Source organism: Mesorhizobium sp. CA12 (assembly GCF_020165255.1).
In the GTDB taxonomy this organism is placed as follows: Bacteria; Pseudomonadota; Alphaproteobacteria; order Rhizobiales; family Rhizobiaceae; genus Mesorhizobium.
Genome location: NZ_JAIUHT010000023.1, coordinates 14551 through 31939, shown reverse-complemented (window position 1 = coordinate 31939; position 17389 = coordinate 14551). Strand labels below are relative to the sequence as shown.

At 60.3% G+C, this 17389-nt stretch carries 12 protein-coding genes; 10 read left to right on the top strand and 2 right to left on the bottom strand.

Going from position 1 to position 17389, the window contains the following annotated elements; translation table 11 throughout:
• Positions 1–106 precede the first annotated feature (106 nt).
• Both LB520_RS26895 and LB520_RS26890 read left to right on the top strand, forming a co-directional pair.
• The gene (locus tag LB520_RS26895; RefSeq protein ID WP_224639962.1) at positions 107–2290 is read left to right on the top strand and encodes a P-loop NTPase fold protein; all 2184 of its coding nucleotides are present in this window, start codon (positions 107–109) and stop codon (positions 2288–2290) included.
• 333 nt (positions 2291–2623) lie between these two features.
• Positions 2624–3082 carry a MucR family transcriptional regulator gene (locus LB520_RS26890; RefSeq protein ID WP_224639961.1) on the top strand — a complete coding sequence of 153 codons (459 nt, stop codon included), beginning with the start codon at positions 2624–2626 and terminating at the stop codon, positions 3080–3082.
• Between the two features lie 1161 nt (positions 3083–4243).
• Here LB520_RS26890 and LB520_RS26885 read toward each other — a convergent pair.
• Positions 4244–5116, bottom strand: coding sequence for a DUF4238 domain-containing protein (locus tag LB520_RS26885; RefSeq protein WP_224639960.1), 873 nt, complete (start codon positions 5114–5116; stop codon positions 4244–4246).
• A gap of 75 nt (positions 5117–5191) precedes the next feature.
• Between LB520_RS26885 and LB520_RS26880 the strand changes: the two genes are divergently transcribed.
• Positions 5192–6640: a hypothetical protein gene (locus tag LB520_RS26880; RefSeq protein WP_224639959.1), complete on the top strand. Its 1449-nt coding sequence runs from the start codon at positions 5192–5194 to the stop codon at positions 6638–6640.
• Positions 6641–7661: 1021 nt separating this feature from the next.
• On the opposite strand, the gene LB520_RS26875 is transcribed toward LB520_RS26880, so the two are convergent.
• Positions 7662–8372 (bottom strand): TetR/AcrR family transcriptional regulator, encoded by a 711-nt coding sequence (locus LB520_RS26875; protein ID WP_224639958.1) that lies wholly within the window; start codon positions 8370–8372, stop codon positions 7662–7664.
• 276 nt (positions 8373–8648) lie between these two features.
• Here LB520_RS26875 and LB520_RS26870 point away from each other — a divergent pair, with 276 nt between their 5' ends.
• From LB520_RS26870 to LB520_RS26840, 7 genes are all read left to right on the top strand, one after another.
• Positions 8649–9674, top strand: coding sequence for a sugar ABC transporter substrate-binding protein (locus LB520_RS26870; protein ID WP_224639957.1), 1026 nt, complete (start codon positions 8649–8651; stop codon positions 9672–9674).
• A 72-nt stretch (positions 9675–9746) separates the two neighbouring features.
• Positions 9747–10712 (top strand): ABC transporter permease, encoded by a 966-nt coding sequence (locus LB520_RS26865; protein ID WP_224639956.1) that lies wholly within the window; start codon positions 9747–9749, stop codon positions 10710–10712.
• A gap of 7 nt (positions 10713–10719) precedes the next feature.
• Positions 10720–12225: a sugar ABC transporter ATP-binding protein gene (locus tag LB520_RS26860; protein ID WP_224639955.1), complete on the top strand. Its 1506-nt coding sequence runs from the start codon at positions 10720–10722 to the stop codon at positions 12223–12225.
• A gap of 9 nt (positions 12226–12234) precedes the next feature.
• A complete protein-coding gene (locus LB520_RS26855; protein WP_224639954.1) occupies positions 12235–13176 on the top strand; it encodes an ABC transporter permease in 942 nt (313 codons plus the stop codon).
• 1 nt (position 13177) lies between these two features.
• Positions 13178–14209 carry a zinc-dependent alcohol dehydrogenase gene (locus LB520_RS26850; RefSeq protein WP_224639953.1) on the top strand — a complete coding sequence of 344 codons (1032 nt, stop codon included), beginning with the start codon at positions 13178–13180 and terminating at the stop codon, positions 14207–14209.
• Positions 14210–14275: 66 nt separating this feature from the next.
• Positions 14276–15772 carry an aldehyde dehydrogenase family protein gene (locus LB520_RS26845; protein ID WP_224639952.1) on the top strand — a complete coding sequence of 499 codons (1497 nt, stop codon included), beginning with the start codon at positions 14276–14278 and terminating at the stop codon, positions 15770–15772.
• Complete coding sequence (locus tag LB520_RS26840; protein WP_224639951.1) at positions 15772–17376, top strand: GMC family oxidoreductase; 1605 nt, start codon at positions 15772–15774, stop codon at positions 17374–17376. The genes LB520_RS26845 and LB520_RS26840 overlap by 1 nt, the downstream gene beginning before the upstream one ends.
• Positions 17377–17389: the final 13 nt, after the last annotated feature.

The window sequence follows — 17389 nt, the reverse complement described above, 5'->3', positions numbered from 1 at the left end:
CTCAACGCCTTTGCAACCAAAACTCAGGATATTTCAGTGATGTCTGGCTGTCGGCGGATCGCGAAATCATTGGCATTTTCTCAACCGCGACGATCTAAGTAGTCAGATGCACCTGCCCAATTCAGACCGCCCCCTCTCTAATCCTGACGACGACAAGTATGGGTTCGTGGAGCTTTCCAGTCGTCTGGCGGGTCCGATTGTTCACGCGACAACCGGCGAAGGGTTGGTCGTCGGAATTGAAGGGCAGTGGGGAGTTGGTAAGACGACCCTTCTGGAGTTTCTCCATCATACTCTTCGTCATACGAAGATCGAAGGTTTGCGCACGATCACGCTTGCACCTTGGCTACAGGGGGACCGCGTCGGACTTTCAACCGAGTTGCTAGCTAAACTCAGCGAGGCACTTGATGCCGAGAGCAAAGAAACCCAGGAGAAGGCAAAGCAGAAGGAATTTAGAAAGGCGATCGGGCGGTACGCTATCCTCGCTGGACGGGGAAGTGCCGCGGTGCTCGATGTTGCTGGCGATCTCCTCCCCGGCGGCAACATAGCCAAAAAGGCAACGGAGCTCGCGACCGATGCACTTGAAAGCGTGATTGGAGGGGGGACTCTTCTTGAGCTGAAAGCCGCGATCCGGAAGCGCATCTCCGAGAGCGGACTGCGATTTGTCGTTGTTATTGATGACCTCGACCGATTGGAGCCATCGCAGGCGGCGGAGGTTGTGAGGGTCGTAAGGTCAGTCGCTGACTTTCCTCGCGTCGTTTACGTCCTCAGCTACGACAGGGACGTTCTCGCCCATGCCCTTGAGCAAAGTCTCGGCGTTAAGGACGGCGCGCGGTACCTACAAAAAGTCGTTCAGCTCTCCCTACCAATGCCAGCTTTCGAGCCGTTCGATCTTCGCCTCCAGCTCCGCGAGGGATTGCTCTCCCTCTACGACGAATTTGAAGGAGGTTCCCCCAACAATGTGGTTCAAGAAGACCTTGAACGCGCGATCGACAGCGCGGGAGCGTTCCTCAACACGCCGCGGGAGGTCACCCTCGTCACCAACGCAGTACGCTTCGCCTGGCACGCCTCACGGCTCGATACGTACTACCCGGATGTCTGTCGGGTTCAAATCTACAAGATTGTACGGCGCGATCTGTATGATTGGCTTGAGGAGTATCTTGGTATTCGTTCGATACTTGTGACGAATGCTGGTCGGCTCAGCACGGCGGAGCGTTCGCGGTTCGGGACAAAGCTATATGAGGTTCTTCCTGACGACGACACTTCCTCAAACTCGCTCTATACGCTCACTGGCATCGTGCCCGGACTATCGAGGAACGAGAACGCTGAGAAACGCGTGTTCGGGGGCTCGTATGCTCGCGAAGTAAACGCGATGATTGATCGCAAGCGGTTGGGGAGTCCTATTCACTCTCGCGCGTACTTTGCCTTCGCTATCCCCAAAACCGTCATGAGCGACCGGGACTGGAATGCGTTTCTCGAAGCTGCCGGCTCCGACAGCAACGAGTTAGAGCGATTGATCTTATACTATGCGGAGACGCAGCGGCCTGTAGGGGGCAGTTGGCTCCGTCACATTCTTGATCGAATGGACGACAGCGCAATTGAGCGCATGAACTCTGCTCAACTTAAAGGGTTGCTCTTAGCCTTCGCAAACGTAATGGACGACATTCTGCATTTTGGGCGTCCATGGATACCGTTCGTCGGTTCAGACGACCAGCGAGCAGCTTCGATTGCGTGGGCGATCGTTCGTCGCCTGAGGAGTGCCGATCCCGAAGATGCTAGTGTCGTGCTCTCGGAGGCACTCGAAAATGGGCGAGCAATCAATTGGCTCGTGGGAGAGTTTATTCGTACCGAGCTCTTCGCACGGGGTGAGGCAGGAGACGGCAGACACAGTTCCCACGACCCAGCGCTTGCAAATGATGAAATCGATCGTGCGCGATCCACACTGGGGATTCGCATCGAGGAAGTCGTTTCTGGGGGCAATGTACTCGACCTTCCCAAGCCATCACGTTTCCTGTGGGGGTGGCGCGACTTAAAAGGAGAGGAGGCCGTACGCGCATGGGTATCAGCCATCATCCAAGACGATCTGGGGTTCGTGCGTCTGCTATCCGAACTCCGTGGGGCGGTATTCAGCGATCGTGAATACCGCATTCTAAAAGCAGATAGTGTCTCAGCATTTATGAGTTTCGAAAAAGCTGCGGAACGCATCAGAACATTGGTGGGTGTGGAAGATACAGCGATCTCTCAGCCGGCTCGCGAGTTGCAGGATGCAATTGAACTCGCACGCTCGTTCTAGCTGGTAATCTGGGTGGCTTCTCTTTAGGTGGCTACAGGCGTGGGCCTATCACCTGCGTGAAGCGAACGCGGCCGCCTACACTCAACGCCTCCCAAATTGCCCTAAAATCAAACTACTGTGCTTTCTCGATCAGCCCCGCAATTCGGGCTGAGGCGCGACCCTAACAGCTCGAAATGTTCCAAGAACCCAAGGGGATTAGATGCTTTGTGGAGTTGGCCACTTGCTAAATCTCATTATGACAGCTTCAGCAGCGCTATTTCTCGGCATCGCTCAAAATTGCGATATACGACAAATGGGCGAAGCGGATTTTGGCACCACACCAGGAGCAAATAGTTGAGTGATCAAAACGAAGTCGTGACGGCCGATCTGGTCGGGCTGACGGCAGACATTGTCTCCGCCTATGTCAGCCAAAACCCCCTGCCCGTCGCTGGGTTGCCAGACCTCATCGCGTCGGTCCATTCGTCGCTGACAGGCCTTGGTCAGCAGAATGTGCCCGATCAGTCTCAGCAGGAACCCGCCGTCAATCCGAAAAGGTCGGTAATGCCGGACTACATCATCTGCCTGGAAGACGGCAAGAAATTCATATCGCTGAAACGTCATCTTGCGGTTCATTACGGGCTAACGCCAAGCGAATACCGCGAAAAGTGGGGATTGAAGCCAGACTACCCGATGGTTGCGCCGAACTACGCGGCCCAAAGATCTACGCTGGCCAAGGCGGCGGGGCTCGGACGCAAGGCGCAACCTACCCCGACCCGAAAGGCGCCTGCGAAACGAAAGCCTAGGGCTTCGTAAAGGCCGGGCAGTCTGTGCGTCAAAATCTCGGGCGCGCCGCGAGGGGCAGTTAGCCTATCGAGACCGTGGGCCATGGCGGCCCATTTCGAGCGATCTCGGCCACGTTAAGCGCTATGCAGAGCGTCTGCGGTAGCAGAAGAGCGCTTCTTCGATAGTGGTCTCGCGATGTAGCGATCTACCGAATCGAATCCCAGAATGAGAACTCCGATCAAGTTTGCACCACTGCGGACGAGACACACAGCGTCCATATGTGCACGCGCAGTTGGACCCGGCGCAATGCAGAAAGTATGAAAACTTCCATGAACCAAGAGTCGGTCTCTGATTGTGGAACGGTCCGGCGACGGCTTCGGCCCGTTAGCCGCCGGTCCGAAATTAGGATAGTTCGGAGGATAGCTACCATTGGCCCAGTGGCTGCCGTAAGTCGTTTGCTTTGACCGGCCGGGACGGGAACGTTCAGCAGAAACGACTCAATCAATGCTGACTGCTTGTCAGGCGACCATCGCTCACGTCGCTGGAAGCCGGGTTGCAGGTCGATTGCATTGTCTTCAACCATTTGCGCGAGTGTCGCTAAGGGTAGGTCTGCGGTTTGCACAACCAGCTTTGATTGCGCTTCGCGGAAACTCGATGTCAGCTTCTCCAGTGGCAACATGCTCGTCCCCGCCATTTTACCCAATTAGGAAATCCTCCTTCCTCTTACCCGTTTTCGGAAGCTCCTGCATCCAGTGAGGCGCATCGCTCCCTCCCCCTGGCCGCATCGGTCTTGGAGCGCGGGAACCTGGCTTCAGCCCGCTCACTTGCCGGCCCAGGCTGGATTCGTGACAATCCCGGACGAGCCCGCCATCACCACCGGCACGTCCCGAACTGGCGGGAACTCCACGCCTCGCGAAAGACATCTGGCCTGCGTGAACCGGGCTTTCTGCGGGCGTCTGGCTTCCAACTCTAATGCAGATCATTGGCGCCGACTCGGAGTATTAGAAAGCCAGATGAACAAAGCCTTTCGCCCAAGTCTTTCGATGTCGTCGAAGAACATGCTGAAATCGGTTATCTCAGGTACGCGCCGCGCGATGAAAAGTCGGAAATGACAGCCTGAGGGAAGCGTCCCCCAAGCATCACGCGACAGGTCTATCTTTGCGCGGCCAGGCCCCTGACCCCAGCCTAAGCTCAAAGGCTCTTGAGCAGATCAGCCGAGGGGCCAATGACCGTTTCCAGCGCGTTCTCGAATTGAATTCGGTTGATCCCGCCGACCTCTTGCCGCGTGGCCACCCGTCGGGTCATCGGCGATTTTCCGGGTCCAGCCGAAGTGGCGATCACCGCAAGCGATTTGGACAAGGGCACCGAGAACCCAAGGATGAGGTTCGACTGGGGTATGGGCGTGTCACCTAGGACGAACGCCAATGGCGGTACAGCGTCTAGAAGGCGCAGCTGCATGCCGGCAATAGTCGCCTCGATTTTCGGAGCTGCCCGAATCGCGTCCTGTAGTGGAAGCTGCCCAGACTGGGGGGAGAGCTGCAGCATAGCTGCCAACTCCTCAGCCAGTTGCGCCTTCGTGCGGCTTTTCAAACTGATGTAAAGATCGTGACCGTCGGATGGGTCGATGCCGTAGCTCCCAACGAGAGCCAGAAATTCTTCGAGAGAAACGTCATGAACGCTCGCGAGAAGCTTGCCGAATTCGCGGCTAAGGTTATGTCCACGCTGAAGCACATCGGGATGCCGGCTGGCCTGTAGTCCGAGAAGGGCGCACAATTGCGCTTCGTCGTCCGACGTCGTGATATAGCCTGGCGTGTGCAAGCGCTGCAGCAACTGGGCATCGTGGCCCTCGATCGCAGAGAAGGCATCTTCCAGCGCATCGGAAGGGCGCCATTGGTTGTCGAAAATCGTATAGAGCCAATCAACTTGCATCGTCGACTTCGTCGATACGATCTTCACCTTGTTTCCAATGCGAGCAAACAAATGACCGTTGGTAGCTCTAAACCCCCGCTGCCAGAATTGAGGGACGTAGTGGTGGTTTTGCTTCTCGAATTTCGGGGCCGTCATGTAGAATTGGCCTTCACTGCTGCGTGCGGAAATTGGCAGAATACCGCATTTCAGAGATGAACGACCAGAGGGGCGATGGACAACGTCGAGATAGTACCGATTTCACGAACCCGCTTCAACGCTTTGGGCGGATATGCGCGCCAGCCGGGGTCATTCATTGTCTTCGACGAACTCGGATTTTTCGAAGCCCAAAGGGGTAACGTGATCGGTATCGCGACCCTGGACATCACGGATCGGGATTTCGGGGGACTGGTCATGGCCAGGGACAGCAAGCTCCGCTTCCGTTGCGTGGACGTTACTGAATTCTGCGAGACGCCTGAGGAGGCACGGAAAGCGCTTTTCGCAGGGATGGCCAGGGCTGCCCAGGCAAATGCTGAAGAACACCATCAGGGCGATGAAAAGGGCGCTCCGGTTGATTTCTTCACCCATTTGCATGAGGAGAAACGCTTGGATCCGGCCTTTGTCAAACTGACCACGAACGAAGGATACTCGCCGGCGCGAGAAATCATAGAGCCGATGATGCGCTGGTACGAGGATGTCGACGGCAACTTCGTCGAGCAGTTTCAGACCACCGGCTTCGACCAGCGGATCTGGGAACTCTATTTGTTCGCCACGCTAATCGAGGTCAGCTTTGACCTTTCACGCGAACGCAATGTACCTGATTTCTGCTGTTCCGGCATGTTTGGGGAGCTCTACATCGAGGCCGTGACGGTTGGGCCTACCGTTAAGGCCGGCGAGATCGTCCCTCCGCCGCCGATCAATACACCGGAGGATTTGGAGTCCTACGTGAAGGAGTATATGCCGATCAAGTTCGGCAGCGCCCTCTTCTCCAAGCTCAAAAAGCAATACTGGAAACAGCCGCACGTAGCCGGAAAGCCGTTCGTCTTCGCCATTGCGGACTTCTCCGCACCGATGTCGATGGTGCACTCGCAGCCGGCGCTAGAGCGCTACCTTTTTGGCTATGAGCACACCGGCGAGTTCGATGAGCATGGCAAGTTAGTGATCTCCCCGGCGCGGGTCGAAACGCACCAATGGGGTGACAAGGCGCCAATTCCGTCCGGCTTCTTTCGGTTACCACAGGCCGTGCATGTGAGCGCGGTGATTTCAAGCAACGGCGGGACGATAGCCAAATTCAACCGCATGGGCATTCTGGGCAAATTCGGATCAAAGCAAGTGCTAGTCATGCGGGAAGGGCTGATGGTCGACCACAATCCCGATGCCACCGAGCCGAAAATGTTTCGCGTGATCGTCAATTCGGCCGGCTATGAGGAGGATTGGATCGAAGGTCTGAACGTATATCACAATCCCAACGCAGAGATCCCGCTGCCGGTGGAGATGTTCCCGGGCGCCGCTCATCATTTCTGCGACGACGCGGGACAGGTCACGAGCCACACGCCGGAGTTTCACCCGATATCGTCTGTCACAAAACATTATTATCCAGTCGATGTGGACGAGGTGTTGCGCCAGGTCGGCGACAAGACGCATGCGGTTTGGACGGTTAAGCCTGGAGCACAGGCGGAGTGACCTCGTTGGGTCACAGCCTATCCACTCGGGTCGCGAGACCTTCGACCGAGCCGATTGCTATCCGACGACCCTTCATTTCTAGCAGCCGCCGCCCCATGCGCGGCGTGCCCGCTTAAGCCTGTCTAAGTGACGACTATGAGCTTCCGGGAAAATGCTCTCGATCCTTCGAAGCCGCGTGGAGGCGCATCGCTGCCACCTAGTTTGGCTAACGCACCTTCCGCTTTTGGGCGAAGGCAGAGTTCGCCTGAACGCCCGGCTTGAGGCGCAAAGCGGCCGATGGCGTGACCGGTTCTAAACTAGCGTACCGCGACACTTCCCTGAGCGGCCTCTATGACGGGGCACGACTACCCAGTGCAGCACAGTCTTTGCCACCCGCCTCACCAGCTTCATGTGGACCAAAGGTCACTCGCGCCTCTCGAAACGAAAAAACCGCCCCGGTTAGACCGGGACGGTAATTGATTTATGATAAAACTGGTTGCGGGGACAGGATTCTGAGCCTGTCGAGCCTGCTTGCGAAGTCCGGTCAGCAGACGAACTCAGTTGCAGAGGTGTATTGGCGGTAGCGATCTAGCGACTCGCCCCCCAGAATGGAACTTCGATCACGTTTGCGCTATTGCAGATCGAGACACCCGGCGTCCTTATTGTGCACGCGCAATTCGACCGGAGGTCGCAATGCAGAAGGGTACGAAAACTTGCGAGAACCCCAAGTCGATCTCTGATTGTGAAGCGGTCTGAGGACGGCTTTGGGGTCGGAAGCGGAAGGACAGTTTTTGGATGGCGGGGTAAGGAAGCCGACCTTTGGCATCAGCCGAGGAACCACCGGACCTGCCGACGCATCGTCTGTTCTTGCTGGAACGCCTGCGCGGCATGCCGGGATACTCCGGATCTGCGCGCGGCCGCGAACTCCCGCTAGTCCACCAAAAATCGGCGACATGGGAAAAGCAGGTTCTGAAAAGGGTGACGCGGGGGGCCAAAATGCAGGTGACAGAGCCGTGGGGACGTCAGCATTCCGAGGCAAGCATCATGCGCTCACAAGCCTCATAATCGTGTCGATATTGAATTCCAGACGCTCATTCAGAGCGTCCTTCTCCATGAGGTCGCGCTCGAAAATAATCGAGCCTGTGAACCTGTTGGTCAGATAGTAGTATCCGATCGCGGCGATCGTGATGTTGAGCTGCACAGGGTCGATACCGGCGCGGAAGTCGCCGCTGCTGACGCCCCGCTCAAGTATGCCCGACACCATGGCGACGAATTTGCGGCTGGCGGTCTTGATCAGCTCAGACTTCTTCACATGCTTGCCGCGGTGAAGATTCTCGCTGTTGACCAGGGTAATGAACTCCGGATTCTTCAGATAATACTGCCATGTAAACCGCACGAGGCGTTCAAGGGCATCCCTCGGTTCCAGGTCGTCGAGATGAAGTTTCTGCTCGGCCGTGCGGATGTCCAGATAGGCATTTTCCACCACAGTCTGGAAGAGACCGTCCTTGCTGCCGAAATAATGATAAATCATACGCTTGTTGGCATTGGCCTTGGCCGCGATAACATCGACACGCGCGCCGCCGAGGCCATTCTTGGCGAAGTCGCTCTTCGCCGCTTCCAGAATACGAAGCTTGGTCGCTTCGGCATCCCGAAGCCGCTTCTTCTTGGCGACATTGCCTGATTTTCCGGACGTTGCGTCCACGTTGGCCGCTCCCTTGGTTCCAGTTCCAGCGTGCTGTCGACGATCGGTCATGCGCTGAAAGTCATTTCAATTGTCCAAGAAGTCAACAGGCCGCGCACCGTGCCGCCGCTTGACTCTCGCACATTCAGGAAGTAACTAGATGGTGCATTCAGCAACCGAAGAGTGGTTTGGACGGCCTGCCTTCTCGAGGTTGCTAAATAGACGGCCCGCCCTTGCGGGCTGTCGCCAAATGGGAGGTAACATGTCGACTTTCATCAAGGATTTCATCGAACGCGAGACCGTAACCGGCGCAATTTCCTGCTCGCCACGGCTGCTGGCATGGGGGCGATGGCCGTGCCATTCGCCTTCGGCGGCGGCGCTGCCGACGCGGCGATCATTGACCCGGCGATCGCGTGGTCGTATCGCGACCGCGCCTCGGCTTACTGGAACTCGATCGTGTCAGGCGGCGAGGCATTCGTGGAATCCCTCGGCAAGTCCAAGGATTCCCTCGTCTCGCTGATCAACGAAGGGTCCTCCGAAAAGTCGCTAGCCGACATCAAGGCGTTTCTGGCCAAGACCAACGGCAAGTGCGCGATCGCCTGCGACGCCAACGACAGCCCCAACGCCCGTCCCGTGGTCGAAGCGGTGCGGGATGCCGGCGCCTACATTTCCACGATCTGGAACAAGACCGACGACCTGCATCCGTGGGATATCGGCGACAATTACGTCTCGCACATGACCTGGTCGGACGAGAAGCCCGCCGAACAGACGGCGCGCATCCTGTTTGAGGCTATGGGCGGCAAGGGCGGCGTCGTGCACCTGGGAGGTATTGCGGCCAACAATCCGGCCATCGAGCGCCTCAACGGCCTGAAGAACGCCCTGAAGGATTTCCCCAACATCGAGCTTCTCGACGCCCAGCCCGCCGATTGGGACACGACCAAGGGCACGGAACTGATGGCGTCTTTCCTGACGCGCTTCGGCGACAAGATCAAAGGCGTTCACTGCGCCAACGACAACATCGCCTATGGCGTTATCGAGGCGTTGCGCGCCGAAGGCATCGAGGACATGCCGATCGTCGCCTATGACGGAAATCCGGAGGCCGTGAAGCTGGTGATGGAGGGCAAGCTCCTGGCGACCGTCTTCACCAATCCGCATTGGGGCGGCGGCATCACGGCGGCGCTCGCCTATTACGCCGCGACCGGCGCCTTCAAGCCCTCGGAGGAACCGAAGGAGCACCGCGAATTCTACGGCCCGACGGTCCTCGTCACCAAGAAGGACGCCGCGGATTTCAAGGCCAAATATCTGGACGCCGTTCCTTCCTACAATTGGAAGGATTTCTGGGGACCGAGCAACGGCCAGATCAAGTACAAGTGATACGAAGCTCGATCGAGCGGCCCTGAAACGGGCCGCTCCCCCTACACGGCACGTTTGGACGGGAGGCCGGAGTTGCCACGCATCCTCACGCGGGAGAACGCGATCCGCTGGGCGCCCTTCATGGTGCTTCTCGCGCTCATAGTGCTGTTCACGGCGATAAACCCCTCATTCCTGTCGCAACGCAACTTCGCGCGCATCGCGATCGTGGCGGCGCCTGCGCTCATGGTGGCGGTAGGCGTGACCTTCATCATCGTGATGGGTTCCATCGACCTCTCCATGGAGGGCGTCGTTTCCCTGACGGCCGTTCTTTTTTGCTTCCTGATGCTGGCGCTCGGCGGAACGCTCGCGTCGGGCGGCTGGATCGCAATTCCGGTCATTCTCGCCGTCGGGGCCGCGATCGGCCTGGTGAACGGGTTCATCCACGTCAAGCTGAAGATACCATCCTTCATGGCGAGCCTCGCGCTCGGATTCGTCGGCACGGGCGCCGCGATCCTGCTGACCGGCGGCGACATCGTCAAATTCAACGATCCGACGTTCCGCGCCCTGCTGACCTGGCGCATCCTTGGCTTTCCGCTGATGGTCTATGTCGCGGGCCTCTGCCTCGTCCTCGCCTGGTTCATCCAGTCCCACACCCGCCTTGGGCGTTACTTTTATGCGGTCGGCGGCGGCGAGGAACTCGCCCATGCCTCGGGCGTGCGGGTGCAGCATGTGAGGATGGCCGGCTTCTCGCTTGCCGGCTTCTTTTACGCGATCGCGGCGATCCTGCAGGTGGCGAAGCTCGGCCAAGCCGAATCCGTCACCGGATCCAACTTCATGTTCATGTCCATCACTTCGGTGGTGGTCGGCGGCGTGGCGCTCTGGGGTGGCATCGGCGGCGTATGGAACACGCTCGTCGGCGTCCTGATCGTCGCCGTCATCAACAACGGCATGGTGGTCATCGGCCTGCCCGATTTCCTGCAGGCCGCCGTTCTCGGGCTGCTGGTCATCATCGCGGTCATCCTGTCGACGGACCGGCGCGCGGTCGCGTTCGTCAAGTGAGGCCGCAATGTATGAATTGAAAGCCGTCGAAAAGAGGTTTCCGGGCGTCCATGCGCTGAAATCGGTCGACTTTTCCATCAGCCGGGGCGAGATCGTCGGGCTGGTGGGCGAGAATGGCGCCGGCAAATCCACGCTCATGAAGGTGATCTACGGCGCCTACCAGCCCGACGGCGGCGAGATGCTCATCGATGGCAAGCCTGTCCGGTTCGGCGGCCCGCGCGACGCCATGGAGCGAGGCATCGGCATGGTGTTTCAGGAGCAATCGCTGATCACCAACCTGTCCGTGATGGAAAACATCTTCCTGGGCTATGAAGACCAATTCTCGCGCTTCGGCGTGGTCAACTGGAAGGCGGTGGCCAAAGCCGCCAGGAAGCAGCTTGCAAAGGTCAAGCTCGACATCGATCCGCGCACGATCACCTCAAGCCTTTCCTTCGCGCAGCGCCAGCTTGTGGAACTGGCCAAGGTGCTGACGCTGGAGGAACGGGTGCAGGGCCATCTGATCGTCCTGCTCGACGAGCCGACCTCAGTGCTCGCCGAGGAAGAGGTGAAGCTGTTGTTCAAGCTCGTGCGGGAACTGACGACGCGCGCTTCATTCATCTTCGTGTCCCATCGCATGGACGAGGTGATGGAGCTCTCGGACCGCATCTATGTGATGAAGGACGGCCAGGTGGTCGATGTCGTCGCGCGCGGCGCGGCGACGCCGGAGGCGATCCAGCACAAGATGGTCGGCCGCCATGTCGACAAGGAATATTACCGTGAGCAGCGGCAAAAGCCCTACGACGCGACGAGGCCGCTGGTGGAGCTGTCGGGCGTGGACCTGCCGGGACGGGTTCACGATATCTCGCTGACGCTGCATGCCGGCGAGGTCCTGTGCCTGGTCGGCACCGAAGGCTCCGGCCGCGAAGCGATCCTTCGGACAATCTACGGCATGCGCACGCCCACCAAGGGCACGCTGAAGATCAAGGGCGAGACCGTCTCCAGGCTGACCGCACGGGGAGCGGTGGAGCGCGGCGTCGGCTATGTGCCGCGCGAGCGCAAGATCGAGGGCATCGTGGCCGGCATGAATGTCTACGAGAACATGACGCTCTCGCAAATGCCGCACTATGCGCGGCTGGGCTGGCTCGACGTGGCCGACGAGCGTGCCCTTGCCAGGAAATGGATCGGCAAGCTCGCCATCAAGGCAAGCTCCGAATACGCCGACTGCGGCAACCTTTCCGGCGGCAACCAGCAGAAGGTCGTGCTTGCCAAATGGCGGTCGGGCGGCTCCGACATCATGCTGCTCGATCATCCGACCCGAGGCCTGGACATCGGCGCCAAGGAGGATGTGTACGACATGATCAGGGAGATGTGCGACGACGGGGTCGGCGTTGTCCTGGTCGCCGACACGCTTGAAGAGGCGATCGGCCTCTCCCACACCATCGTCGTCATCAAGGACGGTGAGATCCAGAAGCGCTTCGACTGCGTGCCCGGTTCCAAGCCGACGCTCTACGACCTTCTGCACTATATGATCTGAGGGGCCTCCATGGACATCCAACGCCTCAAGCCGCACTTCCCCTGGATCACCCTCCTGGTCTTGGTCACGATCGTCGGCATCGCCGATCCGAGCTTCCTCAAGCCCGCCAATCTGCTGAGCCTTGCAGGCGATATCGTGCCGCTGTTCATCATGGCGCTGGGACTGACCTTCGCGATCTACGTCGGCGGCATCGACCTGTCGGCGCAGTCAATGGCGAACATGATCACCGTCGTCGCCTCCGTCTATCTGGCGCCGCTGGGGATCTGGGTCGCGGCGCTCTGCATCCTTGCCGGCTTCACGCTGGGAACACTCTCCGGCTATCTGACCACCCGCATGTACGTCCCATCCTTCATCTCCACGCTGGCCGTCGGCGGCATCTGCTTTTCGGTGGCGCAATGGCTTTCCGGCAACCGCGCCCTGAACATGGACGCCACCCAGCGCAACGAGACGTTCGGCTGGATGATCGGTCGAACCGGTATCGTGCCGCACGAGCTCTTCATCGCCATCGGCCTGCTGGCGATCTGCCTGCTCATAGAACGGCGCACAGTCCTCGGCCGCGCGCTGAAGGCCGTGGGCGCCGGCGAACTGGCCGCGGCCGCGTCCGGTCTCAATGTCGCGCGCTACAAAATCCTCGCCTTTGCGATATCCGGAGGGCTGGCCGCAGTGGCCGGACTGCTGTTCTCCGTCAAGCTGTCGGGCGGCGCGCCGACGATCGCCAACGGCTTCCTGCTGCCTGCCATCGTCGCGGTGCTTGTCGGCGGAACACCGCTGACGGGCGGCGTCGGCGGTGTGCTCAATACCGCGATCGGCGCGCTGATCGTGGCGGTCATTCGCGCGTCGATGCTCTATTTCGGCATCGCGGCGACGCAGCAGCAGATGGTCTTCGGCCTGGTGCTGATCGCAGCCATCGCCTTGACCATCGACCGCTCCAAGCTTCGCACGGTGAAGTGAGATGGCAACAATGCGCGCCGCCGTCCTGACCGCTCCGCACCGTTTCGATCTGCGCGAGGTCGCCGTTCCGGAGGTGGGACCCGACGACGCGTTGATCCGCGTCTCAAGGACCGGAATTTGCGGCACCGATATTCATATGTTCAACGGTCACTATGCGGCCGACCGGCTGCCGTTGGTGCCGGGCCACGAGTTTGCCGGGACAGTCGCCGCAACAGGCGAGCGTGTGAAGCATATCAAGCCGGGCACGACCTGCGTCGCGGACATCAATATCGGCTGCGGCCAATGCTATTGGTGTCGCCGCAACGAGATCCTCAACTGCCCGTCGATGACGCAGGTGGGCATCGGGCGCGACGGTGCCTTCGCCGAATATGTCTGCCTGCCGGCTAGGCTTGTCATACCGGCTCCGGACGATGTGCCGGTCGAGGTGCTTGCCCTGACGGAGCCGGTGTCCTGCGTGGTGCGCGCCGCGCGCAAGGCGCAGGCGAGTTTCGGCCAGTCCGTGGTGATCCTCGGCGCCGGACCAATCGGCAATCTGCATGTCCAGATGATGCGCCTGTGCGGGGCCGCGCCAATCATCGTCGCCGACCTGTCGAAAGACCGTTGCCGCCTTGCCCTTGAAGACGGTGCGGATGCAGCCGTCGCCGATCCCGCCCAGCTTAAGGCGGAGGTCCTGAAAAGGACCGGCGGGCGCGGCGCGGATCTCGTGATCGAGAGCGTCGGTTCGCCGCGGCTTTACGCGCTCGCTTTCGAGCTCATCCGCAAGGGCGGTCATGTCGCTTTCTTCGGCCTCACCGGACCCAACGACACGGTGCCGGTCGATATCCTTCGTACCATCCTTGAGGAGAACAGTCTCAAGGGCTCGGTCGCCGGCATGGGCGAAGACATGCACGATGCGCTGACGCTCTTGTCGCATGGCCGCTTCCGAACCGAGGCGTTCACACGCGCGACCTTTCCGCTCGACGACATCCAGCGCGCCTTCGAGACCCTGGCCGAGCGGCCCCGGGATCTCAAGACGCAGATCATATTGAACTAGGCGCCGGCGCGACCCGCCTGCCGCGAGCGGCGGGCGACCGGCGCACCGCCAGAACGGAGGCATTCCATGCTCGATTTCACCGACCGCGCACCCCTGCCGGATGCACCACGCGAATTCGGGTTCTGGTCGGACGGATCCTGGCGCAAGGGCAGCGCTTTGTTCGAGCGCCGGTCGCCGGGCCACGGCGTGCCGGTGACGCTCACGCCCAGATGCACGGTGGACGACCTCAATGCCGCCGTCGTAGCTGCGCGCCGCGCATTCGAGGATCGCCGCTGGGCCGGACTCTCAGGCGCCGACCGCGCGGCAGTGCTTCTGAGGACAGCCGAAATCCTGCGCCGCCGCCGCGACGAAATCGCCTATTGGGAGGTCCTCGAGAATGGCAAGCCGATCTCCCAGGCGCGCGGCGAGATCGATCATTGCATTGCCTGCTTCGAGGTCGGGGCGGGCGCCGCGAGGCTGTTGCATGGCGACAGCTTCAACAGTCTCGGCGACGGCCTTTTCGGCATGGTGCTGCGCGAGCCGGTCGGCGTAGTCGGGCTCATCACGCCCTGGAATTTCCCGTTCCTGATCCTGTGCGAGCGCATTCCCTTCATCCTGGCCAGCGGATGCACCGTGGTCGTCAAGCCTTCGGAGGTCACGTCGGCGACCACGCTGCTGCTCGGTGAGATGCTTTCCGAAGCCGGCGCGCCGGACGGCGTCTACAACGTCGTCACCGGATCGGGCCGGACCATTGGCCAAGCCCTGAGCGAACATCCCGATGTCGACATGCTGTCCTTTACCGGTTCGACATCCGTCGGACGCTCATGCGTCCATGCGGCGGCCGATTCGAACTTCAAGAAACTCGGCTTGGAACTGGGCGGCAAGAATCCGATCATCGTCTTTGCGGACAGCGACCTCGAAGACGCGGCGGACGGCGCAGCCTTCGGCATAAGCTTCAACACGGGCCAGTGCTGCGTGTCGTCGAGCCGCGTCATCGTCGAGCGCTCGGTCGCTCGCGAGTTCGAGGAAATCCTCGCCGCCAAGATGGCCAAGATCGTGGTCGGCGATCCGCTGCAGCCGAAGACGCAGGTGGGAGCCATCACCACCGATGCGCAGAATTCGACCATCCTGAGCTATATCGACAAGGGCAAGGCCGAAGGGGCAACGCTTGTCGCCGGCGGGCACGCCCTGGATCTCGGCGGCGGTCAGTATATCGCGCCGACACTGTTTTCCGGGGTCACGCCCGCAATGTCGATTGCCCGCGACGAAATCTTCGGGCCCGTCCTGTCGTCCTTCCATTTCGACACTGTCGAGGAGGCAATCAGCCTCGCGAACGATACCGTCTATGGCCTGGCCGCCAGCGTGTGGACCAAGAACATCGACAAGGCGCTGGTCGTGACGCGGCGCGTGCGCGCCGGCCGCTTCTGGGTGAACACGATCATGGCCGGCGGCCCGGAGATGCCGCTCGGCGGGTTCAAGCAGTCCGGTTGGGGACGAGAAGCGGGAATGTACGGCGTGGAAGAGTACACACAGGTCAAGTCCGTCCACATAGAGGTCGGCAAGCGTGCGCATTGGATCAAGTGATGACGACAGGTTTCGACTATGTGATTGTGGGGGCAGGCTCTTCAGGCTGCGTGCTTGCCGCGCGCCTGTCCGAGAATCCGGCTGTCAGGGTCTGCCTCATCGAGGCCGGCGGCAAGGACAGCCATCCCTACATCCATATGCCGGTCGGCTTCGCCAAGATGACCACCGGACCGCTCACCTGGGGGCTGGTCACGGCGCCGCAGAAACACGCAAACAATCGCGAGATCCTCTACGCGCAGGCAAAGGTGCTGGGCGGAGGTTCCTCAATCAATGCCGAGGTCTATACCCGGGGGCACGAGACCGACTACGACCGGTGGGCGAACGAGGAAGGCGCGGACGGCTGGGCGTTCAAGGATGTACGGAAGTATTTCCTCCGTTCCGAGGGCAACAGCATATTCTCCGGCAGGCTCCACGGCACCGACGGACCGCTCGGCGTCTCGAACATACCCGATCCGAACATCGTCTCGCGCGCGTTCGTCCAGAGCTGCCAGGAATACGGGCTGCCCTACAATCCGGACTTCAACGGCGCGAAGCAGGAAGGCGCCGGCATCTACCAGACCACGACGCGCAACGCCCGCCGCTGTTCGGCGGCGGTGGGCTACCTCAAGCCCGCCCTGGCGCGCCCGAACCTCACGCTGATTACAGGAGCGCTGGTCCATCGCATCGTCTTCAAGGGCCGCCGGGCCGTTGGCGTCGAATGCTCGGTCGGCGGCTCGCTGAAGGTCATGAACGCAGACAGCGAAGTGCTGGTCACCTCGGGGGCGATCGGCACACCGAAGCTGTTGATGCTGTCCGGCATCGGCCCTGCCGAGCACCTGCGCCATCATGCCATCGAGACGATCCAGGATCTCCCGGGCGTCGGGCAGAACCTCCAGGATCATTTCGGCATCGACATCGTGGCCGAGCTGAAAGGCCACGATTCACTCGACAAGTACAACAAGACCCACTGGATGCTGTGGGCCGGCATCCAATACATGCTGTTCAAGACCGGACCGATAACGTCGAATGTGGTCGAGGGCGGCGCCTTCTGGCATTCCTCGGGGAACCATGCCGGAGCGGTTCCCGATCTGCAGTTCCACTTCCTGGCGGGAGCCGGCGCGGAAGCGGGCGTGCCGTCGGTCCCGAAGGGATCGTCCGGCATCACGTTGAACAGCTACACGCTGCGCCCGAAATCGCGTGGGAGCGTGACGCTCCGTTCGCCGGATCCGCGCGACAATCCGGTCGTCGATCCCAATTTCCTGGCGGACCCGGACGACCTCAGAGTGTCGGTCGAAGGCATCAAGATCAGCCGGGAGATATTCAATCAGCCTTCGCTGGGAAAATTCATCAAGGAACTCCGTTTCCCTGACACAAATGTGAGTTCGCAGTCCGACTATGAAGCCTATGCGCGACGTTACGGCCGCACCTCGTATCACCCGACCTGCACCTGCAAGATGGGGAAGGATGCGATGTCCGTGGTCGACCCCCAACTGCGCGTGCACGGGTTGGATGGCATCCGCATCTGCGATAGCTCGGCGATGCCGTCCCTGGTCGGCTCAAATACCAATGCGGCGACTATCATGGTCGGCGAGCATGCGTCGGACCTGATCCGAGGCAACCGCTAGCATTTGCCGGTCA